Source organism: Luteibacter sp., assembly GCF_035539195.1.
Taxonomy (GTDB): Bacteria; Pseudomonadota; Gammaproteobacteria; order Xanthomonadales; family Rhodanobacteraceae; genus Luteibacter.
Genome location: NZ_DATLIW010000038.1, coordinates 37,698 through 61,114 on the forward strand (window position 1 = coordinate 37,698; position 23,417 = coordinate 61,114).

Here is a 23,417-nt window from a genome sequence, read left to right on the forward strand (position 1 = left end):
TCGTTCAACCGGCCGCCCTCTCGCGCAGGTGGAGAGCGACGCGCAGCTGGAACAGCAACTTGGTGATGAGCAGCTTTTCCTCGACCGGTTTCTCGACGAGGTCGTTGGCACCGGCGCGCAGCAGCGCGGCCTGGTTCGCCGGATTCTCGTCGCCAGTCATGATGAGGGTCGGCAGCAGCCCCTTGCCGTAGCCGAATTCGTTACGTATGCACTCGACCAGATCGCCGCCGGTGAGCTCACCCTTGAGGCTTACGTCCGTCAGGACGATATCCGCGCCCACTTCGCCACGCGACTTCGCTTCACGCAGGTAATCGATCGCGTCTTCGGCGCTGATCACATGGCGCACGGTGAGCCCGTACTTTTCCATCATGCGTCGCGTCGCCAGGGCGACTACCCGGCTGTCTTCGACGTACAGCACCTCGCCTTCGGCGCCGCCTTCCGGCCGGACGTAGCCGCGAATGAACTCCGCCAGCGCGCCGAAGCCGAGCGATTTGTCGAAGTAATCGGTGACGAACTCGCCCAGCTCACGCCGGTGCAGGCGGGATTCGACGTCGCCGGAGACGACGACGATGGGCATGTAGATCTGCGGCGCGGACTCGCGAATGAAGCGGGCTACGTCGAGGCCGTCCATGTCGGGCAGACGAAGCGCCACGGTCACGAAGTCGAACACGCCGCGCTGCAGTTCGGACTGGGCCTCGGCGCCGGTGGACACGCCGACGATCTCCACGCCGGGCACCTCGGCCGTGACGACGCGCGAAATCAGCTGACGGACGACTTTCGAGCCGTCGACCAACAGGATTCGCGGCGTAGCGCCGGCGACACCCGAACCGATGTGAGATCCCACCCCCGTCTCCCCTTCAGGCCGCTGCGGCGCGGCGAATCTGCCGCGCGCTGACGAGCCGCGCACCCAGCCACCCGAGCAACGCCGACGCGAAGGGTACCGAAAGCAGCAGCCATGCGGGGAGCCCACCGAAACTGACGCTGCCGTCGTAGGCGGCGGCCAGGCGCCCCACCGGCCCGGCCATGGCCAGTTCGAGGATGGCGGCCAGGACCGCGGCGAGGATGCCGGCAAGCAGGCCGAGCCAGATCCCCGCATAGAGATAGGGACGGCGGACGAAGGGACGGCTGGCGCCAATCAGCAGCAGCACGCCGATCTCGGCGCTACGGCTCTGGATATCGACGCGAATGGTGTTGCCGACGACGAGCAGGGCGGCGACGCCGAGCAAGACGGCCAGCAGGGACACGGCACGACTGCCCACGCCGATGAGCGCGTCGAGGCGCTGACGCCAGGCGCCGGTGTCCTGGACCATGTCGACACCCGGCGTGGCCTTCATCGCCTCCACCAGGCGGTCGACCTGCTCGACGGGCAAGCCTGGCTTGGGCTGAACGGAAAGGACGTACGGCAAGGGATTCACATCCAGCGATTGCAACGACCCGGAAAAGCCCTGCACCTCGGCCAGTTCGTCGAGGCCATCCTTGGGCGTACGCACGACGACCCCGGCGACCTCGGGGCGATCGCGCAGCGCGGAGGCCGCGGTGTCCGCCATCGCGCCGTTCTGGCCTGGCTTCATGAAGGCGCTGATCGACTGGTTGCGACCCAACGCGTCGCCCATCCGCTCGACATTGCCCAGCAAGAGGTAGAAGGCCAGCGGCAGGGCCAGCGCCACGCCCATGACGGCGACGGTGAGCAAGGTGCCCAACGGTCGCGCACCCAGACGGCGCAGGCTGATCGACAGGCTCCAGAGGTGATGTTCGCGCCAGGCACTCACATGGCGAGGACCGCTACGCCGGGTCTTCTCCGGCTCGGGCTGGCGGCGCGGTTCGCGAACGGCGTTCATACCACCTCCGTGGCGGGGACATCGGCGACCAGCTTGCCGTGATCGAGGACCACGACGCGCTTCTTCATTCGCTTGATCAACATCAGGTCGTGGCTGGCAACGAGGACGGCGGTGCCGACCTGCTGGAATTCGGCGAACAGGCCCATGATCTCCATCGCGAGCTGCGGATCGAGGTTTCCGGTGGGCTCGTCGGCGATGAGCACCGCGGGCTTGGCGACGATGGCGCGGGCGATGCCGACGCGCTGTTGCTCGCCTGTGGAGAGGGCACCGGGCAACTGCTTCTCGTAGCTGAGCAGGCCGACTTTTTCCAGGGCGGCGCGGACGCGGCGGCCGCGATCGGCAGGCGCCACGCCGGCAATCACCAGTGGCAGTTCCACGTTGGAGAACACGCTGCGGTCCAACAGCAACCGGTGGTCCTGAAACACCATACCCAGCTTGCGGCGGATACGGGGGATGTCGGAAGGACGGACGGTGTTGAGCTTCTGGCCGTCGAGGGTGACCACGCCGTTGGTCGGGCGCTCGATCATGGCCAGCAGCTTAAGAAGGGTGCTCTTGCCGGCACCGGAGTGACCGGTGACGAAAGCCATCTCGCCGGCTTCGACGCTGAACGACACATCGGTAAGGGCCTGGTGATCGCCCTCGTACCGTTTACTCACCAGATCGAAACCGATCACCGCGTTACCCGTTGGCCCGTTGAGTCCCAGAGGATAAGGGAAGTGGTGCGGGTTTTGCGGCGGGTGGGTCTCGCTTCGCACCGATCGCCGATAAATCGGCTCCCACACAAGCAAAGCCCGGCCAGTGCCGGGCTCTGTCTTGAAGCAAAGCCCGGCTAGTGCCGGGTTCTGTCTTGAAGCAAAGCCCGGTCAGTGCCGGGCCCTGTCTTGAAGCAAAGGCCAGCTAGTGCCAGGCTCTGTCTTGAAGCAAAGGCCAGCTAGTGCCGGGCTCTGTGTGGGAGCCGATTCATCGGCGATGCTCTCAGCGACCGCCGAACAAACGACCGAGGCGGCGGAAGAAGCCCAACTTCTCCTGCCCGGCCGACGCCACCGGGGCCGGCGCATCGGCCGACGGCCGATTGGCCGCGACCTGCCGCGACGGGCGGCGGTTCGGGTTGCCCTGACCGTCTGCCTGGCGCGGCGCCGAAGACGACTGCCGCGTTCCGCCGTTCGCCGACGGGCTTTCGGCCTGCACCGCGGCACCGTTGCCATTCTCGACACCCTCGCGGGCGCCGCGACCGCGACCACCGCGACGGCGGCGACGCTTCTTCGGCCCGCCGTCGGCGGCCATGGCTTCGGCGGCGGCCGGCAGGTCGGCAACCGTTTCGGCGACGATCACGGTCTTCATCGGAACCTCGACCGGCGCCGCAACGCCGTCGGCGCCAGCGCCAGCGCCAGCGGCGGGGGTCTCGGGGCGCGGCGTGCGCGGGCGGCGCTCGGCGCTGCCCGAGCGCTCGCGGCTACCGGAACGCTCACCGGTACGGGGACCACCGCGGCCATCCCGGCTGCCACTGCGACCGCCCTTCTCCGGCGGCGCGCCGCGGGTCGGGATGTGTCCGTCGTTGTCGTTCGGGTCGTCGATCTCGTCCTGCACGCCGTCGGCGCGGGGGCGCGGCGCCGGCATCACCAGCATCCGTGCCTCGATCGAGGCGGTCGGGATCTTCTGGTTGATGTAGGTCTCGATGTCCGGCAGGCCCATCGCGTAAAGGTCGCAGGCGAAGCTGATGGCGTCGCCCTCGGCACCCAGCCGCGCGGTACGGCCGATGCGGTGGACATAGTCCTCGGCATCCTGCGGCAGGTCGTAGTTGAACACGTGGCTGACCGCCGGGATGTGCAGGCCGCGGGCGGCGACGTCGGTCGCGACCAGCAGGTCGATCTGACCGTCCTGGAAGCGCTGCAGCAGCTTCTGACGCTTCACCTGCGGCACGTCGCCGGAGATGGCGCCGACACGGAAGTTGTGGCGCTTGAGGCGATCCGTGATGCGCTCGGCGGCGGCCTTGGTGTTGACGAAGATGATGCTGCGCTCGGTCTTGCTCTCCTCGAGCAGGTTGAGCAGCAGCGGCATCTTCTCTTCCTTGGACGGGAAGTAGACCACCTGGCGCACGCGATCGGCGGTGACGTTCTCGGTCTCGACGACCAGCTTCTCGGCCTCGTGCATGTGCTCGTAGGCGAGTTCGAGAACGCGGTGGCTCAGGGTGGCCGAGAACAACAGCACCTGGCGCTTCTCGCGGGCAGGCAGGCGACGGAAGATGAAGCGCACGTCCTTGATGAAGCCGAGGTCGAACATGCGGTCGGCTTCGTCGATGACCATGACTTCGACGCTACCGAAGCCGAAGACGTCCTGCTTGTAGTAGTCGAGCAGGCGGCCCGGCGTGGCGATGATGATGTCGCAGCCGTCGCGCAGCTGCTGGCGCTGCTTGTCGTAGTCGACGCCGCCGTAGATCAGCGCGCTGCGCAGGCCGGTGGCCTTGCCGATGACCTGGAAGTCCTTCTCGATCTGGATCGCCAGCTCGCGCGTCGGTGCGATGATCAGGGCGCGCGGGTCGGCGTCCTTGCGGTCCGGCGCGGCCGGGTTGTTGAGCAGCCGGTTCATCAGCGCGACCAGGAAGGCGAAGGTCTTGCCCGTGCCCGTCTGCGCCTGTCCGGCCACGTCGCGGCCGAGCAGCGCGACCGGGAGGGTCAGCGCCTGGATCGGGGTGGTACGGGTGATGCCGGCGGCGGCAAGGCCCTGCTGGAGGAGCGGATGAAGATCGAGGTTTTCGTAGAAGACGTCGGTGAGAACGGTTTGGGACATGGTGGGTGGGTGACCTGGAGTCTCGCGCCGCAAATGCGCGGCAGCGGCCCGGCGGTAAAGGAAGATCCGCGGGACGGTGGGTGATCCGGCCGGCGTCACGGGAGAGTCGGGGGCGGCCGGTGCCATGCCGGCGGCCATACGACGCGCCCGGCGCACGATGGCCGGAGGCGGCGGCGCGCGACCCGACGACTCCCGCTGGCATAGGTGAAGGGGCTCTGCGCCGAGCCTGTTCACCTATGTCAACGGAAGCCATCCCGTCGGCGCCCTTGAATCGCTTGTATCGCGCCCCTAGTTGCGTTGGAATGAGGGCCACCGGCTGCAATGGCCAAGACCTTCGGTTCCGGTTGGACCCGCGACATGGGGCTCCTTAGTGTAGCCGATGCTGGCGTCACGGTCGTCAACCCCCTTTCACCCCCTTTTGGAGATCACGGTGAGCGACAAGATCACCCATACGAGCGACTCTGCCTTCCAGACAGAAGTTCTCGATTCCGACACCCCCGTCCTGCTCGACTTCTGGGCGGAATGGTGCGGCCCCTGCAAATCCATCGCCCCGGTGCTGGACGAACTGGCCGGCGAGTACGCAGGCAAGCTGAAGATCGTCAAGATCAACATCGACGAGAACCAGCAGACCCCGCGCCAGTACGGCGTTCGCGGCATCCCCACCCTCATGATCTTCAAGGATGGCAAGGTCGCCGGCACCCAGATCGGCGCCGTCGGCAAGGGCCAACTGGCCAAGTTCATCGAAACCTCGATCTGATCGTTCGCTGTACCGTTCCACCAAGCCGCCGCGTGAGGCGCTTTACGCCGCGCCTCACGCGATGCTAGGCTTCAGAGGTTCGCCGGGACATGCCTTGTCCCCATGCTGCGAACCCTCTCCCTTCTTTCTTCAACGGCGCCCCGTGAGGTTTGCCCGTGTCTGATATCGAAACCAAAAATCCCATCGACGCCAAGGGCGCCGGCGATCCGCCTGCGACCGAACCGCGTCCCCGCACACGCCGAAAGGCACCCGCCGCCGAAGCACCCGCGGTAGAGACGAGCGCGCCCGCCCCGGCTCCCGCACCCGCCGCGGCGCGTCCGCCGGCGGCTGTGCCGCCGCTGCCGCCCTTGCCGATGCCGACGCCGGCACCCAGCCCTTCGCCTGCACCGCAGGCCGAACTCCAGCTCAACAATCCGCCGCCATCCGGGCAGTCGCAGGGCAACCCGCAGCAGGGCAACCCGCAGCAGGGCAACGAGGCGCGTCCCGCGCCGACCGAAGCCCGCGACGGCAACGGCAATGCCGGCAATGGCCAGCCACAGGGCGGCCAGAACCAGCAGATGAGCCGGGTCGAAAACCCGAATCAGCCGCAAAACCGCCACAGCAATCCGAATAACCCGAACAACCCCAACAACGCCGAACGCGAAGGTCGCGGCCGGCGTCGTCGGAACGAACGCAACCAGCAGCGCCAGGGTGGCGGCGGCAACCCGGGGAACGGTGGCGGCAACGGCGGCGGTAACAACTACCAGAGCCAGCGCAACAACAACGGTTACCCGGTCGACGACGACGAGAACGCCGACGCCGGCAGCAACGATCGCCTGATCAACCTGACCGAACTCAAGCGCAAGAACGCCATCCAACTGCTCGAGTTCGCCGAATCGCTCGGCGTCCGCGAGGGCGTCGCCCGCCAGCGCAAGCAGGATGTCGTCTTCAACATCCTCAAGGCCCACGCCCGTTCGGGCGGTGGCATCTGGGCGGAAGGCGTGCTCGAGATCCTGCAGGACGGCTTCGGCTTCCTGCGCTCGGCCGACGAGTCCTACCTGGCCGGCCCGGACGATATCTACGTCTCGCCCAGCCAGATCCGCCGCTTCAACCTGCGCACCGGCGACTACATCACCGGTCGCGTCCGCCATCCGAAGGAAGGCGAGCGCTACTTCGCGATGCTCAAGGTCGACGACATCAACGGCGATCCGCCGGAGGCGTCGAAGAACAAGCTGCTGTTCGAGAACCTCACCCCGCTGTTCCCGCGCAAGTCGTTCAAGCTCGAGCGCGGCAACGGTTCGACCGAAGACATCACCGGGCGCATCCTCGACCTCGTGGCGCCGATCGGCCGCGGCCAGCGCGGCCTCATCGTGTCGCAGCCGAAGTCCGGTAAGACGATGATGCTGCAGAACATCGCGCAGGCGATCCAGTACAACCATCCGGACGTCCATCTGATCATGCTGTTGATCGATGAGCGCCCCGAGGAAGTCACGGAAATCGCCCGCACCGTTCGCGCCGAAGTCATCAGTTCCACCTTCGACGAGCCTGCCGTGCGCCACGTACAGGTCGCCGAAATGGTGATCGAGCGTGCCAAGCGCCTGGTCGAGCACAAGAAGGATGTCGTCATCCTGCTCGATTCGATCACTCGCCTTGCCCGTGCCTACAACACCGTGGTTCCGAGCTCCGGCAAGGTCCTCACCGGTGGTGTCGATGCCAATGCCCTGCAGCGCCCCAAGCGCTTCTTCGGCGCGGCGCGCAACGTCGAGGAAGGCGGCAGCCTGACGATCATCGCCACGGCGCTCACCGACACCGGCTCGAAGATGGACGAAGTGATCTACGAGGAGTTCAAGGGCACCGGCAACATGGAAGTGCACCTGTCCCGTCGTATCTCCGAGAAGCGCGTCTATCCGGCTATCGACATCAACCGTTCGGGCACCCGTCGCGAAGACCTGCTCATCGATCCGGACCTGCTCGCCAAGATCTGGATCCTGCGCAAGCTCCTCCACCCGATGGACGAACTGGCCGCGATGGAGTTCATGCTCGACAAGATGAAGAACACGAAGTCCAACGACGAGTTCTTCAATTCGATGAAGCGCTGACCGCGCCTCGTAGAATCCAGCGAAAGGCCGCCCCCTGGGCGGCCTTTTCGTTGCCGCCCTTCAGCAGAAATCCTTCCCAGGCGCGATGCTGACCGCTTACTAAAATTGCCGAAACATCACATCTTGTGTTGCGCAGCTCGCCGATCTAGACTCATCGCCTAAGTGGATTGGGGGTTCCCGGTCGGCGTTATAGCCTCGGTGGGTTCACCGGGGCTTTTCGCTTTCTGCGCCAGGGAAAATCTTCAGACCCCAGCCCTCGAAGTCCACGCCGAGCTTTTGCCTCCCCCCTTTGCAGAAGAACTTGCGCTTTAGGACCTCGAAGGCGCGATTCGGCTTGTCTGGCCGTAGCACTGAAAGTCCGATCGGCCGTGCTACAAGGTCTGCGAGCTGCAAACCAGACGAATTGGTTTTCTTGTCGGCGAACTTGATTGCGAACGGAAGCTGTCGATTCCAGCGGTTCGCGCCGTCACATATCCTCCTGAACTCGAGTTCGAGGTTGCGATCCTCCTTCTTCCCTCGGCACTCGACGACGATATGCGTTGGGTAGCCTTCCTGATGCTTCTCTTGAACGAACTCGAAGAGAGTCTCAAGGCAGAAGCCTAGAGCCAAATGGTAGGGGTTGCTCTCCAGCAGTGCGCGCTCCTTCAACTTCGCCTTATCGATGACGCAGCTGACCAGGATGAATTTGCTGCTCTCTATTATTCCGGTCAGTTCGTCGACGAAGCCCTCTTTTTCCAGCCGGTCGTTAAATCGAAAGCTTCCTTTCTCCTTGCGGATCTCCTGCTCGTGAAGTACGACGATGTCATGCCCGAAGTGCTTGAACTTGAACGATTCGATGGCAGGAACCACCTTCTGCGCGTAATGCCCTTTATGAAAGATGCAGAAGGCAAGCACGAAAACCGGATAATTGGGATCCACCGTCTCAAGCCCGTGATCCCCGCTCTCGTCAACGTAGACAACGTAGTTGCTGAATCGCTCTACCGGTGTCGATAGGACGGGGATGGGAGGCCCGTCGTCGCGTCGCTGCACCAGCGGCAGGGCAAATTGACCTGCTGGGGATTGCTCTTTTTCTTTCGCCCCGCCTGTCTTCCCCTTGCTCATCAATCGCCTCCGACCGTCCTGGTCGAGGCGCAACGCCTCGTGGAACGGCAGTATACGAAGCACTTGTCCCGATCGGTGCGACCACGGGAAGCTAAGTGCCCCCAAGAGTCGGACCGACCCCGGCGTCTGCTGCAGTATCTGCCCTTGCACAATGCAGCCGGGTCCTTTGCTACCCTGCGCCGCCGGGCACGACACCTTTTCCCGGCAGGCATACGCCCCCATGTGTGCCGGCAACCGGCCCCGCCGCATTCGTCCAAGGAAAGTCCGTGTCCATACCCAGCGCCGCCAAGAGCACGCCCATCGGCGACCGTAACGACCTGGTCGCCTACCTCGCCGCCGGCGAGAAGCCGCGTGAAGCCTGGCGCATCGGTACCGAGCACGAGAAGTTCGGTTTCTATACGGACGACCTCACCCCGCCGCCCTTCGATGGCGATCGCCCAGGCATTCGCCAGCTGCTCGAGACGCTGGCCACGCGCTTCGGCTGGGACGTCGCCCGTGAAGGCGACACGCCGGTCGCGCTGACCAAGGGCATGGCCAACATCACCCTGGAGCCCGCCGGCCAACTGGAGCTCTCCGGTGCGCCCCTGCACTCGATCCACGAGACATGCGACGAGGTCACGGAGCACCTGAAGGAAGTCCGCTCGGTGGCCGAGGAACTCGGCATCGGCTTCCTGGGCATGGGCTTCCAGCCGAAGTGGCGCCGGGACCAGATGCCATGGATGCCCAAGGGCCGCTACAAGATCATGCGCGAATACATGCCCAAGGTCGGCTCGCTCGGCCTGGACATGATGACGCGCACCTGTACCGTGCAGGTCAATCTCGATTTCGCCACCGAGGCGGACATGGTGAAGAAGTTCCGCGTCGGATTGGCACTCCAGCCGATCGCGACGGCGCTGTTCGCCAACTCGCCGTTCACCGAGGGCAAGCCGAACGGCTACAAGTCGTATCGCTCGCATGTGTGGACCGACACCGATGCGGACCGCACCGGCATGCTCGACTTCGTTTTCGAAGATGGCTTCGGTTACGAGCGCTATGTCGATTACATCCTCGATGTGCCGATGTATTTCAGCTACCGCGACGGCAAGTACGTCGACCTCGCCGGCCAGGACTTCAAGAAGTTCATGCGCGGCGACCTCGCGGCGCTGCCGGGCGTCCGGGCAAACATGAAGGACTGGGCCGATCACCTGACCACGGCCTTCCCGGAAGTGCGCCTCAAGCAATACCTGGAAATGCGCGGGGCCGATACCAGCACCTGGAACTCGCTGTGCGCCCTGCCCGCATTCTGGGTTGGCCTGCTCTACGACGACGTGGCACTCGACGCCGCATGGGACCTCGTGAAGGACTTCACCAAGGCCGAGCGCCACGCGCTGCGTGACGGCGTACCGAAGGATGCCCTCGCCCTGCGCTTCCGTCATCACAGCGTGCGCGAACTCGCGCTCGAAGCGGTGAAGATCGCCTCGCATGGGCTGAAGCGTCGCAACGTGCAGGGCCATCGCGGTACCGACGAATCGATCTATCTCGAGCCGCTGGAAGAGATCGCGCTCTCTGGCAAGACCCAGGCGGACACCAAACTGGAGCTGTTCCACGGACGCTGGAACGGTAGCGTGGATCCGGTTTTCACTGAATACGCATACTGAGCCCACCCGCATGCAGATGAGTGAAACGAAGCTCGGCCGTCTCGACGATCTGTTGACGTCGACCCATCGCTATTCGCTGGAGACGCTGGACGGCCTGTTCTCCGCCGCGCTGGTCGGGCCGGTCGACGTGGATGTCGAGGCCTGCATGGCCGTACTCGAACTCGGCGGCGCGACGCCATGGGCATCCGATGCGGAACGCGACGAGGCCGCCGGTCTGCTACGGCAGTTCTGGCAGGTCATCGCCGCTCGCGTGGCAGCCGACCCCGTGGTTCTGGGCGAAGACTCCCTGCCCTTCATCGATTCGCCGGAAGAATTCGACCACCTCGACGATGTCGGCACCTATACGGGCGACTTCCCGATCGCCAGCGACTGGGCCGTGGGCTTCCGCTTCGCACTCAACGAATGGGGTGAGGAATGGGCCGACTGGATGGATGAGAGCCTGTATCCGTTCATCGGCATGTTGATGACCCTCTCCGCCGATCAGACCGATCCGACGCCGGACATGCCCGCGTTGCCGCTGCCGTCGTTCGAAGAGCGGATGGGCCTGCTCAACGAAATTCCGTTTCAGCTGGCCAGGCTCTATCGTCGCCGCCATCCGGCGCACGGCAAGACCGTACGCAACGAAGGCGACAAGGTGGGTCGTAACGATCCCTGCCCGTGCGGTAGCGGCAAGAAGTTCAAGAAGTGCTGCGGAAGCCCTGGCTGAGAGCCCGCCGCTGAGGCCGCGCCCTCGCTCATCACGTCGTTACCGTGCGTTGCACGGCATAAAAAAACCTCCCCGTCGCCGGGGAGGTTTTTTGGTTTCACGCGCTGTCGATCAGGCGATCAGAAGGCGTACTTGGCCGACACGCTGAGCAGGTTGCCCTTGTCGTCGCTCTCGCCGGCAATACGATCCAGCGTGGCGCTTTCGCCGCCGGCGATGTGCGCCTTGTTGACGAAGATGTGCGCGAAGCCCGCATTGAGCTCGAGACGGTCGGTGGCCTTGTAGCCCAGACCGAATGCGAGCCACTTGCGGGTGGAGTCCGGCACGCGCACGTCGCGGGTCTGGTCTTCGGTCGGCGTGGTGTCGATGGCGACACCGCCGCGCAGCGTCAGCTTGTCGGAGAGGTAGTATTCGCCACCCACGGACACGAACCAGCTGTTATGCCAGCCGAAGTGCTCGGTCGACTGCGGCTGGTTCGGGTTCTCGAAGTTGACGGTCAGATCCTTGAAGGAATCCCACTTGGTCCACGACGCGTCGATACCCCAGCCGAACTTCGATGCCTGATGCCAGTAGCTGGCGGTGGCGACGGCAGGCGTGGTGAAGCCCGCCGAGCCATTGGTGTGGGTGAATGGCGGCTGGCCGCTACCGAGCAGCGCGCCGACGGCCGGGTTCGACAGCACGGCCGTCACGTTCGACGGCATCGTGAAGTTACCCGTGCCTTCCAGCGTGTGCTTGATCTTGCTGCGGTAGTTCAGGGCGAGACGATCGGCATCCGTCAGACGCCACAGACCACCCAGCTGCCAACCGTAACCCCAGTCGTCACCCTTGATGCGGGCGATACCGTCGCTGCCCGGCGGCACGACCGTGGCGTACTGCTGAGCAAGAGCGCGGGCGACGAGCGGCGAGATTTCGCCGGCAGCCGCGGCGCCCTGGATCAGGCCCAGGCCAACCGTGTTGTAGTTGATCGCGCTGGTCAGCTCGGCGCTGGTCTTCTGCGCGATGAAGCTGGCACCGATCGCGAACGTATCCGTGACGTCGAACGAGGCCGACAACGTGGCGTCGAACGACTTGAAGTCGGACTTGATGCCGTTGTAGCGGCCCTTCCAGTCGGAGTCGTAGTCGGTCTTGAAGCCGAACGGCGCGGTCAGACCAAGGCCGATATGCACGCGGTCGCTGACCTGCGTGGCGAAGTACAGCGCCGGAACCGGGATGGTCGTGCCGGCGTCACCGCCGTTGCCACCGGAGATCGGGCGGCCCTGCGCGTCGGTCGCGGTGCCGTGGAACTTGGTGCTGAAGTTGATGCCGGTGACGTCGGCCTGGACCACATTGCCCTTGAGCAGGGACATGGCGGCCGGGTTGTTCACGATCACCGAGGCGTCGTCACCTGCGGCGGCGGAGCCGGCGAAGGCGCGACCGAGCGCGGCGGCGCTGTTTTCCTTCAGCTGGAAGGCGCTGGCGTTAGCGGCCTGGGGAGCCACCAGCGCGCCGGCGATGGCCAGCGAAAGGGCGGCGATGGCCAGCGGGCGAGTAGGGAGGTTCAGCTTCGACATTCGGGGTGGCTCCTGCTTTTTGTTCTGCTCTGGGTCGACGTCACGTTCGCGGAAAAACGCAAAATTTATCCGTTTTCATACGCGCGTTTAACAATCTGGGGTGGAACTCTGGACGACTTGACGAGAAATTTGCAAGTGCTACTGCAACAAAGCCCTAACGGCGGGGGTTTACCGCCTGCAACCGTCCCCCGCTTTTGGTAGGGTGGTAAGCCGAATCGCAAGCGAGACTGCCGTCATGCACTGCTACGTCTACGCCAGCCTGCGCAAACCCGACACCTACGTCTGGATGACCCGCCGCGACGGTTTCGACATGCTTCCCGAGCCACTCGTCCTCCTGCTGGGCGAGCTGCGCTTCGTGCTCGAGGTGGAATTGACGCCGCAACGGAAGCTTCCGCATGACGACTCCGACCGCATCCTGACCAATCTGGGCGGATGTGGCTGGCACTTGCAGACGCCATCCAATGAAACCCTCACCGTGTGCAACCAGCCGAACTTCAATCGGCAGATCGACCCGGATCAGACGCTCGTCCGCGCCTGACCCGGCCGAATACGCGCACGGACAGGTCTTGCCACGCGGGTTAACGCCGCGTTACCGCGTGAGCGGTGTGGCCTCCGTATACTCCCGCGCATGGCCAATCCCAAACGTCGACGACCACCGCTGATCAAGGCACTGCCCTGGTTCCTCCCCGCCCTCGCCGCTGTCGCGTGCGCCGGGTTGACCGCTTCACCGCTCGCGCTGATACCGCTCCTGCTCGCCAACGCCCTGGCCATGGGCGCGGTGTGCCATGCGATAGGTTTCGATCCGGAGCAAAGCTACCTGCGTACGACGCTGCGCCGCGGTTCGGCGCACGTGGTCATGTTCACCGCTTACACGTTCGTCGTCTTCGTTCTGGTCGCATGGCCCCTGCTGAAGCTCACCCAGGCGCCCAGCCTCGGCGCAGCCCTGCTGCTGGCGGCGACCCTGGTGGTTGCGCTCGCCGCCCTATGGCGCGTCTGGCCGGCCTTCGGCCTGCTTTTTCTCTGGGACGACGCCTACCCGGAAGACAGCAACGCCGGCTCGTGGATTTTCACCGCCGTGGCACGTTCCATGTCGTTCGGCCGGCACCTGTCGGCCGAGGAGCGCTTCTTCTCGCACTTCGTGCCGGCCGCCCTCGGCCTGCTGGTACTCGCGTTCTGCGCCGTGGCGCTGTCCGGCCTGTACGGCGTTTTCCCGTCCGAAATGCGCATCGCCGCACTGGCGATCTACGGCGTCGTGCTTCTTCCGGTCTGCTGCATGGTGATCGCCAACCGAACCCTCCGCGCGCTGCTCTGCGATCGCCGCGGGCACATCCGTACGGCCCGCACCGAGCCGCGACGTGAGCCCGTCATCGCAGCCCCGGCCGCGCCCGCTCCCCTTCCCGTGCTCTCCACCGAAGAAAGCCAGCCGGGCGTACGTGAGCGCGCGTTGCTCGCTGCCGCCCGCGAGGGCGACATCGCTCGCGCCGTGGCGCTCGTGGAAGCCGGTGCCGACCCCAACACCGGCGCGGAACCGGGTGATCGGGACCAACGGCCCGTCCTTACCCTGGCCGCGCTATCGCCGGATATGCGCCTGCTTCGCGCGCTGATTGCCCGCGGCGCCCAGGTGAATCGCGCACAGAACGGCGTCACCGCCCTGCTCGCCGCCACGCGCGACAGTTGGCATGGCCGCCCGGAGGCCGTGCTGACCCTGCTGACCAATGGGGCCGATGCATCCTGCACCGACGCCGAAGGCAACACGCCGCTGCACGGCGCCGTCCTCGGCGCCGAGCCGACCGTCGCCGCCATGTTGCTCGATGCGGGCGCCGCGGTCGACGCGACGAACACCGCCGGCGATACCCCGCTCGCCATCGCCTGCCGCGCGGCCAATTGGGCACTCGCTCGGTTCCTGCTCGAGCATGGCGCGAAGCCGGCGCCCGTCGGTGGCGAACCCGCGCTCGTCGCCGCTGCCGGCATCGCGGACGACGACGCCGAGGGCGTGAAAGTGCTGCTGCGGCACAAAGGCCCGGTGAACGCGGCCAACGCGTCGGGGCGCACGGCGCTTATCGCCGCCGCTGCCGAAGGACACGAGCAGATCGCCCGTGCCCTGCTCCAGGCAAACGCCAATCCCAACCTGGCCGACCGTCACGGCACCACGGCACTCATGGAGGCCGCGCGTGCCGGCGCCCACGGCATCGTCCAGCTTCTCGCCGACGCCAATGCGGACGCGTCGCCGCGTGACGGTCACGGTCGTGACGCGCTCACGCTCGCCAGCCAGTCCCCGCGTGCACAGGCGGCCACGGTACGCGCGCTGCTCGCCCTCGGTGCGCAGCCGAAGGAACCCGGCGCGGACGGCCGGAGCGCGCTCGACCACGCCGCCGCCGCGGGCCGCTGGGACTTTGTCGCCCTGCTCGATCCGGAAACCCCGTTGCCGACCTCACTGAGCGAATCGGTCGTTCCCGAGGCGGGCGCCGACTCGCCCATGCATCTCTACGATGCGCTTCGCTTCGGTCACTGGGCCGTCGCGTCGACGTTCGCCGCCAAGGTACGCGAATGGCCGGCGGAAGAACTCGCCGCGCTGTATGTCGATCTCGCCGGTGCGGGTTTCGAGTCGGCCCGTGCCTGGCTGCTCGATCACGGTATGAGCGCGGAAACGCGCCTGGCCGCGCCTGCGGACGAACCGAACGCGCTCGGCCGTCGCCTCTTCGATGCGTTGCTGCCGCAGCTGCCACAGGCCGCCGATGCCCTCCTGCAACTGATGCGCGCCGGCGCCACACCTGCGGGTGCCGGCCTGCTCGGCCAGGCGATATGCCGGCTCGATGGCGCGGACGAACGCCTGACCCTGGCCATGCTCGAAGCGGGCGCCGATCCGTTCGGCGCGGATGGTCGCGATCGCACGCCGGTGCACATGGCCGCCGCCACCGGCCGCGTGGCCTTGCTCGGCGCACTGCTTGCCCGCGGCATGGACCCGAACGTACGCGACGCGGGCGGCCGTACGCCGTTGCATGCCGCGCTGGAACAGGGCGGCGAGAGCCTTCCCCTGGTGCGCCTGCTCGTCGCCAGTGGTGCCGACCCTGAAGCGGCCGACGTGAATGGCGAGACGCCCTACGGCCTGGGTATCGGACACGGCGACGTCGAGCGTTGGCTGAGCTGGGCGGCGTGGCCGTTGCCGCGCCGTGCGCTGCGCGCCGACGATCTGCCTGCCGCCGCGGCCGCCGGCGACACGCAAGCCGTAGATCGCCTGCTCGAACTGGGTTTTGCCGTGGACACGCGCGATGCACAAGGCGCCACGGCACTCCTGCGAGCGGCCGGCGCCGGCCAGCGCGATGTCGTCGAGCACCTGCTCGCGGCCGGCGCCGATCCGACCGTGGTCGCAACGTCGGGTATCACGCCACTCGCCGCCGCGGTGAACGCACGCCGCGAGGGCGTCGTCGAACTCCTGCTCGCGCGCGGCGTCGACGTCGACCAGCGCCTGCCTGGCGATGCCACCGCCCTGATGATCGCGGCGACCCTGGGCTACCCCGAAATCGCCGACATGTTGCTGAGCCACGGCGCCAACGCGAACGCCGAGGATGCGCACGGACATACCGCGCTGCATGCGGCGGCCCAGTACTGCTTCGGTGGCAACGACAGCCTTCGTGCCCGCCGTTTGCTCGACATCGTGATCGGCAAGGGCGCCGACGTGAACAAAGCCGACAAGGACGGCGCCACGCCGCTGCTGCTGCTGCTCGGTTCGCACATGCGTCCCGGCAGCACGGCCGATGCGACCCACCTCGGCGCCCTGGTTCCCGTGCTGCTCGACGCCGGCGCGAAGATCGAGCACGCCGATCACCGCGGCGTGAGCGCGCTCCATGCGAGTGCGATGCACGCCCTGCTTCCGCCGGCGCGCCTGCTCCTGCATCGCGGTGCGAATCGCAACGCCGCCGACGCCTTCGGGCGTACGGCCGGCGACGTCGCGCGTCATCTCGGCTTCGTCGATATCGCCCACGAGCTGGGCACGCGTGTCGGCGCGATTCCGAGCGTCCGCCAGACGCTGCGTCAGCCCGCCCAGCCGGACTGACGCAGCGGCCCTACAGCCTGCCCGCGGGGCAGGCTCAGTGGTCTTCCTCGCGCACGCGCTCCTCGACCGCATCGGCTTCGAACAACTGCTGGAGGTCGTGGAGCGCATCCTTCGTGCTCTGCACGAGCGCCGCGTCGTCGTCGTACACCAGATACTGGGCGCGCAGCACCTGGCTGTCGTGCTTGCGGAATCGGGCGATGCGCGCCTCGACCACCTCCGGCGGCATGTCGAGCGACTCCAGCACGTGGCGCGTCATCTCGAGGCTGGAGTAGAAGGTCTCGCGCACGGGATCGTCGACGCCAATATCCATCAGGCGGAACACGTGCTGGCGATTACGCGCCCGCGCGACGATTTTCAGGTGCGGGTACTGCCGGCGCACGAGGCGCGCCGTGCGAATGTTGGCCTCGGGATCGTCGGTCGCGATGACGAACACCTCGGCTTTGTCGGCCTGCGCCGCCCGGAGCATTTCCGGGCGACCCGGATCGCCGAAGAACAACGAGGTACCGCCGAATCGACGCGAGGTTTCGACCTGCTCCACCGAACTTTCCAGAGCGACGAACTGGATGCCCTGCGCGCGCAACACGCGAGCGACGATCTGACCCATGCGGCCAAAGCCGGCGATGATCACGCGCGGCGTATCGGCTTCGATCGTGTCGAAGGCACGGTCGGGCTTGCGCACGCGCTCGTGCACCAATCGCGATGCCGCCAGCACGAGCAGCGGCGTGAGCGCCATCGACAACGAGATGGCCATCACCATCAGGCCACGCTGGCTGTCGTCGATCAGACGGTTCTGCTGGGCGAGATTGAGGATGACGAAGGCGAATTCGCCGCCGCTGGCGAGCACGGCCGCAAGACGGACGGAGTCGGCCGAGGTGAGTCCGCCGACGAGTTTGCCCAGCGGCATGATCAGCACGGCCTTCACCGTCAACAACAGGGCGACCATGCCGAGCACCAGCAACGGCTGGGCCACCAACAGCGCAAGGTCGACCGACATGCCCACGCTGACGAAGAACAGGCCGAGCAGCAGGCCCTTGAACGGCTCGATGTTCGATTCCAGTTCGTGTCGGTATTCCGAGTCGGCCAGCAGCAGGCCGGCGAGGAAGGCGCCGAGCGTGGTCGAAATGCCGGCCAGCTCCATCAGCCAGGCCGTGCCCATCACCACGAGCAAGGCGGTCGCGGTGAAGACCTCGGTGCTCTTCGCGCGGGCCACGAAACGGAATACGTGACGCAGCAACAGGCGGCCGCCGACGATGACGGCGAAGATCGTGCCCACCACGCGGATCACGCTCATGATGTCGGGCGCGTGCGGATCCCGCGCCAGCGTGCCGCCCAGCAGGGGCACGGCGGCGATCAGGGGAATCGCGGCCAGATCCTGGAACAGGAGAATGGCAAAGGCCTGTCGACCGTAGACGGTGCCGGCTTCCTTGCGTTCGGCGAGGATCTGCAGGCCGAACGCGGTCGATGACAGGGCGAGACTGCCGCCGACGATCACGGCGGCCTTCCAGGTCAGGCCAAAGAGGAAATATCCCATGGCTCCCAGAGCGAGGCCGCAGGCGAGCACCTGCAGGCTGCCGCTGCCGAACACCGCGCGACGCATCACCCAGAGTCGTGAGGGCGACAGCTCCAGGCCGATGACGAAGAGCATGAGCACGACGCCGAAATCGGAGATCGTGGCGACACCGGCGGTATCGCTTACCAGGCCGAGGACCGAGGGACCGATGACCACGCCCGCCAGCAGGTAGCCGAGGACCGCGCCGAGACGGAACCGCTTCGTCAGCGGGACGGCAACCACCGTCGCCAGCAGGAAGACGACTGCCGTCTCGAGGAAATGATGTCCATCCATCCCGTGACTCCCGAAAGATCGTCTTCGATTATGTCACGGGCACGCCTGCGCGATTTGGACGAAACCCCCATCCCGAAGTAAGAAAATGTGAGAGCCGATTCATCGGCGAAAAGCCAACGAAACAACCAAGCCGCACCCTCACCCCCTCAACCACCGCGCCACATCAACCGCAAAGTACGTAAGAATCGCATCGGCGCCCGCTCGCTTCATCGCCAGCAGCGACTCCATCACCACGGCCTTCTCGTCGAGCCAGCCGTTCTGCGCGGCCGCCTTGATCATCGCGTACTCGCCGCTGACCTGATAGACGAAGGTCGGCGCGCCGAAGGTGTCCTTCACCCGGCGCACGATGTCGAGATAAGGCAGGCCCGGCTTGACCATGACGGCATCGGCACCTTCGGCCAGGTCGAGCTCCACCTCGCGGATGGCTTCGTCGCTGTTGCCGACGTCCATCTGGTAGGTGTGCTTGTTGCCCTTGCCGAGGTTCGCCGACGAACCCACCGCGTCGCGGAAGGGACCGTAGAAGCTCGAGGCGTACTTCGCCGAGTAGGCCAGGATGCGCGTATGGATGTAGCCGGCTTCCTCGAGCGCTTCGCGAATGGCACCGATACGGCCGTCCATCATGTCGGACGGCGCCACGAAGTCCATGCCTGCCTCCGCCTGGGCCAGCGACATCTTGATCAGGGCCTCGACGGTGGGCTCGTTCATTACGTAGCCGTCGTCGTCGATCAGGCCGTCCTGGCCGTGCGTGGTGTAGGGGTCGAGGGCGACGTCGCCGATCAGGCCAAGCTCGGGGAAGCGGCGCTTGAGCTCGCGCGTGGCACGCTGGAACAGCGCATCCGGGTTCCAGGCCTCGCGTGCGTCTTCGGTCTTTGCCGAGGCGTCGACGGACGGGAACAGGGCGAGCGCCGGGATACCCAGGGCGACACATTCGGCGCCGAGCTTCACCAGTTCGTCGATGGAAAGACGCTCCACGCCCGGCATCGAAGGAACGGCCTGGCGCACACCTTCGCCCTCGACGACGAAGGCGACCATGATCAGGTCGGATACGGTAAGCACGTTCTCGCGCATCAGGGCGCGGGAGAAGGCGTCGCGACGCATGCGGCGCATACGGACGGCGGGAAAGGTCATGGGACGGCTGCCTGCTCGGTGGCGATCCGCCCATTTTACTCCTCGCGGCACCTCTGTCGTGGCGCCAAACCGTCGCAGGCTCGTGGGCAGCCCGTCGACGGCGCGGAGGCCCTCAGACCGCGTCGATACGCGCCGTCGATTCCGGATCGAAGAAATGCAGCCGTTCCGCATGGAAGCCCAGGCCGATCTCGCTGCCCGGCTGCACCGTCGAATACGGCGGGACACGCGACACCAGCTCGTCGCCGGCATGACGCATATTGAGAAAGACCTCGTTGCCGACGGGTTCGACCACATCGACGTGCGCCGTGAAACGCTCCTCCACCCCGGCGTGGTCGGCCACGGTGAGCAGGTCTTCCGGACGAATGCCGACGACGAGCGGCTTGTCGACATACGCCGCGAGCGCCGCTGCGTCGGTGCCGAGCCGCACGCTGCCTTCCTTCATTTCCAGCCGCAGCCCGTCGGCGCGGCGCAAGGTGCCATGGAAGAGATTCATCGCGGGGCTGCCCAGGAACCCCGCCACGAACAGATTCGCCGGCTTGTTGTAGAGGTTCATCGGCGTGTCGAGTTGCTGGATCACGCCGCCGTTGAGCACCACGATGCGCTGACCCAGGGTCATCGCCTCGATCTGGTCGTGCGTGACGTACACCATGGTGGCGCCGAGCCGGCGATGAATGCGCGCGATTTCCACCCGGGTCGACAGGCGGAGCTTCGCGTCGAGGTTCGACAGGGGCTCGTCCAGCAGGAACACGGAAGGATCGCGCACCAGGGCACGGCCAAGGGCGACACGCTGCCGCTGGCCGCCCGACAGGGCGGCCGGCCTGTGCTCGAGGCGTTCGTCGAGGCCGAGCATCTCGGAGGCCGTCGCCACGCGGCGATCGATTTCGTCCTTCGACGCCCCGCGCAGCCGCAGGCCGAAGCCGAGGTTTTCACGCACCGTCATGTGCGGATACAGCGCATAGTTCTGGAAGACCATGGCGATGTCGCGATCCTTGGGCGCGACATCGTTGATGACACGGTCGCCGATCGTCATCGTCCCGCCCGAGATCGACTCCAGGCCGGCGATCATGCGCAGGAGCGTCGTCTTGCCGCAGCCGGACGGGCCGACCAGCACCAGGAGTTCGCCGTCGGCGATCTCGAAGCTCGCTTCCTTCAGTGCCACGTGGCCGTTCGGATAAACCTTGCGCACCTTGTCCAGGCGGACCGCTGCCATCACTCACTCTCCCGTTGGGTCCCGGTATGCCAGGCAAGTGCCTGCCATCGTCCCGGGCAATGCGGTATTCTGCCGACGTAATCGTTTACGTCAAAGTGTCGGGTAGCCTGTCACATCCTGGAAGGCCTGTGCGTGTCAACACCACGCAGAGCAAACCGTCACTAGACGCCAGCCCCCTCGCGAGGCACCCTTGCGAGCTTCCGTGACATGACAGGTTTCCCAAACATGGCCAACGTGAGCGCCAAGGCGCCTACCCTGCTCGCCGATCTCGGCGGCACCAATGTGCGCTTCGGCATTGCGCATCCGGATGAAGATCAACCGCTTATCCAGGAAAGCGTGCGCAAGTACCACGTCAAGGACTATGCCTCGCTGGGCGACGCCGCCAAGCAGTACTTCAAGGATGCCGGCCACCAGGCGCAGCGCGCGATCATCGCCGCCGCCGGCCGTATCGATAACGGTGAGACCGTCAAGGTCACCAACAATCCCTGGGCCATCTCGGCCAAGAGCCTCGCCAAGGAACTGGACCTCGAGTGGGTCCACCTGGTGAACGATTTCGCCGCCCAGTCCATGGCGGTGATGCTGATGACCGACGAGAAGACCGCTGACGGCCACCAGGACCTCGTCCCGGTAGGCAAGCTGGCCGTACCGAAGATCGGCGCCAAGGACGAACAGACTTTCGTCGTCGTCGGCCCGGGTACGGGCCTGGGCGTCGGCGGCCTGCTGATCCGCGGCGACAAGGTCAGCGTTCTGCAGACCGAAGGCGGTCACGCCGGCTTCGCCGCGCACAGCGCCGAAGACATCGAGATCCTCAAGGTGCTCAACCTGCGCTATGGCCGGGTCTCCAACGAGCGCCTGATCTGCGGCCAGGGCCTTGTGAATCTTTACGAAGCCATCTGCGAGATCTCCGGGCAGAAGCCCCAGGCAGGCATCACGCCGGAAGAAATCACCGCGCGCGCCAACGACACCGCCACGCCCGGCTCAGACAACGCCTGCCCGATGTGCGCCCGCGCCGTCGAGACGTTTGCCGGGATCTTCGGCAGCGTCGCGGGCGACCTCGTGCTCACGCTCGGCGCATGGGACGGCGTCTACCTCACCGGCGGCATGACCCCGATCCTCCTGCCGTGGATCCAGAAGGGCAAATTCCGCGAGCGCTTCGAAGCCAAGGGTCGCTTCCGCGACTCCATGGAACAGGTGCCCACCCAGGCGATCATGAACCCGGAGCCGGGCCTGATCGGCGGGGCCGCGCTGGCGATCGTGGAAGCCGGCGGTACGCCGCTTCGTCGTTGAGTCGAACCGTCATGAAGCGCGCAGTTGCAGACCTGCGCGCTTCATGACCGAGGACTATCGCCGCCTTTTAAACGTAGCCCGCACTCTGCGGGCACGTGCGACGTCCTCAGCGGCGGCGCGCGAGACTGCCTCTGCATAGGCATGGTGTCATTCCGACGGGTAGTCGTAATCATCCGAGGGCGCGTCTACCTCCCCAGGATGGAAAGACACGCCGGACAGGCACTTGGGATTGGCCATTGGGAAGGCGAACCAGAGTCCGCCCCAGTCGCCATAGGCCGTCCATGTAGCTTCTCCGTCTGGCACGCCTGGATGCGCCGTTCCTGTACCTACGATCCCCGGATAGTGTGCCCGCACCTCATTCAGACCGATGCAAACGCCGGAAATATCCAGACTGGCGAGGGCGACTTGTTCGTTATCCGTCGAGCGAAGCCGAATCTCCGATCGCTCAACGGTCACTCCTCCCGAGAACCATGCCTCATCGCCAAACAGCGAAGCGGTCGCGCCATCTTCTTCGAGACGGAATGGCGAGGAAGACATTGGCCAGATCTTCTCCAGCGCATCTACACCTTGGTTCGCGCGGCCCGCAAGGAGGGCGATCTTTGTCCAGAACGCGGAATCGCCCGAAGGCGGCACCAACGCGAGAGCGGCTTTACCGTAGTTCTGGGTCCACCAGTCGCCGTAATAGTCCAGATAGTTCTGGTGCGTCACGGAGTTGATGTTCTTCTCACAGAAAAAATAGCCAAGGGCCTCGAGGTCGATCGGGCGAGCTTCGGCCAACTCGTCATACTTCGCCTGCATTAGCGCAGGCTCCGCCGTTACGATGCCCATTTCGCTTCCGGTGCACATTTTCACCGCTTCTCGCAGGACGATGTTCTCGCTTAGAGCCGCACCTTCGTCCCGACAGCGGGTACGGACGTATGCGTCTCTGGATGAATAATCGACGCGTGCGGAGTATTTCGCGTGGCCCGTCTCGTGGGCGAACTGCGAGGCCATGTTTAGATCGGATGCCCCTCGGATAATGAATATCTGCCGCTTCTTACGGTCCGTGAAAGCAGCCGTGCCGTAGAAGAACTTCCAGTCGTTCTGCTTAAGATTCGCCACGCCACCCCGGTACCGCGTACTAGCGTAAACAACATCATCGACCCCAGCCCCGAGGGATGTTTCCACCCGTGGCGGCTGATGCGGCAGGTCGGCGGTGCAAAGCGATTGCGCGCGCAAGAGGGCGGGGCAGGCAAAAGTGGCCGCAAATAGTGGCACCCAACTGAAGATACTGTGTTTCATCGTTCATCGTTCTCCGCATCGATCATGTCGGCGGCAAGCGTTTGCGCACCGCGCCTACGTCGTACGGCGACCCAAGCCGCTGGTGCCGTCGACGGATCAAGGATTCCGGATGGCGTGCATCAGAACTTGAGAATTTGGACCAACGTTGAAGCATGCCTGGCGC

17 protein-coding genes are annotated in these 23,417 nt (G+C 65.7%); 7 read left to right on the forward strand and 10 right to left on the reverse strand.

Going from position 1 to position 23,417, the window contains the following annotated elements; translation table 11 throughout:
• Positions 1-4 precede the first annotated feature (4 nt).
• The 4 genes from VM621_RS15705 to VM621_RS15720 all read right to left on the reverse strand — a co-directional run bounded on the left by VM621_RS15705 (position 5) and on the right by VM621_RS15720 (position 4,625).
• Positions 5-844, reverse strand: coding sequence for a response regulator (locus VM621_RS15705; protein ID WP_325469907.1), 840 nt, complete (start codon positions 842-844; stop codon positions 5-7).
• Positions 845-857: 13 nt separating this feature from the next.
• A complete protein-coding gene (gene ftsX / locus VM621_RS15710) occupies positions 858-1,838 on the reverse strand; it encodes a permease-like cell division protein FtsX (protein WP_325469908.1) in 981 nt (326 codons plus the stop codon).
• Positions 1,835-2,512: a cell division ATP-binding protein FtsE gene (gene ftsE / locus VM621_RS15715; protein WP_325469909.1), complete on the reverse strand. Its 678-nt coding sequence runs from the start codon at positions 2,510-2,512 to the stop codon at positions 1,835-1,837. The genes ftsX and ftsE overlap by 4 nt, the downstream gene beginning before the upstream one ends.
• Before the next feature lie 301 nt (positions 2,513-2,813).
• The gene (locus tag VM621_RS15720; RefSeq protein ID WP_325469910.1) at positions 2,814-4,625 is read right to left on the reverse strand and encodes a DEAD/DEAH box helicase; all 1,812 of its coding nucleotides are present in this window, start codon (positions 4,623-4,625) and stop codon (positions 2,814-2,816) included.
• Between the two features lie 379 nt (positions 4,626-5,004).
• On the opposite strand from VM621_RS15720, the gene trxA reads away from it, so the two are divergent.
• Both trxA and rho read left to right on the forward strand, forming a co-directional pair.
• Positions 5,005-5,382, forward strand: a complete 378-nt coding sequence (trxA, locus tag VM621_RS15725) for a thioredoxin TrxA (RefSeq protein WP_345786047.1) — start codon at positions 5,005-5,007, stop codon at positions 5,380-5,382.
• Between the two features lie 353 nt (positions 5,383-5,735).
• Positions 5,736-7,460, forward strand: coding sequence for a transcription termination factor Rho (rho, locus tag VM621_RS15730; RefSeq protein ID WP_414674558.1), 1,725 nt, complete (start codon positions 5,736-5,738; stop codon positions 7,458-7,460).
• Positions 7,461-7,664: 204 nt separating this feature from the next.
• On the opposite strand, the gene VM621_RS15735 is transcribed toward rho, so the two are convergent.
• Positions 7,665-8,561 carry a DUF3800 domain-containing protein gene (locus VM621_RS15735; RefSeq protein ID WP_325469913.1) on the reverse strand — a complete coding sequence of 299 codons (897 nt, stop codon included), beginning with the start codon at positions 8,559-8,561 and terminating at the stop codon, positions 7,665-7,667.
• A gap of 266 nt (positions 8,562-8,827) precedes the next feature.
• Here VM621_RS15735 and VM621_RS15740 point away from each other — a divergent pair, with 266 nt between their 5' ends.
• Complete coding sequence (locus tag VM621_RS15740) at positions 8,828-10,198, forward strand: glutamate--cysteine ligase (protein WP_325469914.1); 1,371 nt, start codon at positions 8,828-8,830, stop codon at positions 10,196-10,198.
• A gap of 10 nt (positions 10,199-10,208) precedes the next feature.
• Positions 10,209-10,904, forward strand: coding sequence for a UPF0149 family protein (locus VM621_RS15745; RefSeq protein WP_325469915.1), 696 nt, complete (start codon positions 10,209-10,211; stop codon positions 10,902-10,904).
• A 119-nt stretch (positions 10,905-11,023) separates the two neighbouring features.
• Here VM621_RS15745 and VM621_RS15750 read toward each other — a convergent pair whose 3' ends face one another.
• Positions 11,024-12,451 (reverse strand): OmpP1/FadL family transporter, encoded by a 1,428-nt coding sequence (locus VM621_RS15750; RefSeq protein ID WP_325469916.1) that lies wholly within the window; start codon positions 12,449-12,451, stop codon positions 11,024-11,026.
• A 235-nt stretch (positions 12,452-12,686) separates the two neighbouring features.
• Between VM621_RS15750 and VM621_RS15755 the strand changes: the two genes are divergently transcribed.
• Together VM621_RS15755 and VM621_RS15760 are read left to right on the forward strand one after the other, a co-directional pair.
• On the forward strand, positions 12,687-12,989 hold the full coding sequence (locus VM621_RS15755) for a YcgL domain-containing protein (RefSeq protein WP_063573243.1): 303 nt from the start codon (positions 12,687-12,689) through the stop codon (positions 12,987-12,989).
• Between the two features lie 90 nt (positions 12,990-13,079).
• Positions 13,080-16,505, forward strand: coding sequence for an ankyrin repeat domain-containing protein (locus tag VM621_RS15760; protein ID WP_325469917.1), 3,426 nt, complete (start codon positions 13,080-13,082; stop codon positions 16,503-16,505).
• Between the two features lie 34 nt (positions 16,506-16,539).
• Here the strand turns inward: VM621_RS15760 and VM621_RS15765 are convergent, their stop codons facing one another.
• The 3 genes from VM621_RS15765 to VM621_RS15775 all read right to left on the reverse strand — a co-directional run bounded on the left by VM621_RS15765 (position 16,540) and on the right by VM621_RS15775 (position 20,686).
• Positions 16,540-18,348, reverse strand: a complete 1,809-nt coding sequence (locus tag VM621_RS15765) for a monovalent cation:proton antiporter-2 (CPA2) family protein (protein WP_325469918.1) — start codon at positions 18,346-18,348, stop codon at positions 16,540-16,542.
• Positions 18,349-18,486: 138 nt separating this feature from the next.
• On the reverse strand, positions 18,487-19,476 hold the full coding sequence (gene hemB, locus VM621_RS15770; RefSeq protein WP_325469919.1) for a porphobilinogen synthase: 990 nt from the start codon (positions 19,474-19,476) through the stop codon (positions 18,487-18,489).
• Positions 19,477-19,588: 112 nt separating this feature from the next.
• Complete coding sequence (locus VM621_RS15775) at positions 19,589-20,686, reverse strand: sn-glycerol-3-phosphate ABC transporter ATP-binding protein UgpC (protein ID WP_325469920.1); 1,098 nt, start codon at positions 20,684-20,686, stop codon at positions 19,589-19,591.
• A gap of 225 nt (positions 20,687-20,911) precedes the next feature.
• Here VM621_RS15775 and glk point away from each other — a divergent pair, with 225 nt between their 5' ends.
• Complete coding sequence (glk, locus tag VM621_RS15780) at positions 20,912-21,973, forward strand: glucokinase (protein WP_325469921.1); 1,062 nt, start codon at positions 20,912-20,914, stop codon at positions 21,971-21,973.
• 147 nt (positions 21,974-22,120) lie between these two features.
• Here the strand turns inward: glk and VM621_RS15785 are convergent, their stop codons facing one another.
• Entirely contained in the window at positions 22,121-23,254 is a 1,134-nt protein-coding gene (locus VM621_RS15785) for a hypothetical protein (protein ID WP_325469922.1), read from the reverse strand.
• Between the last annotated feature and the right edge of the window lie 163 nt (positions 23,255-23,417).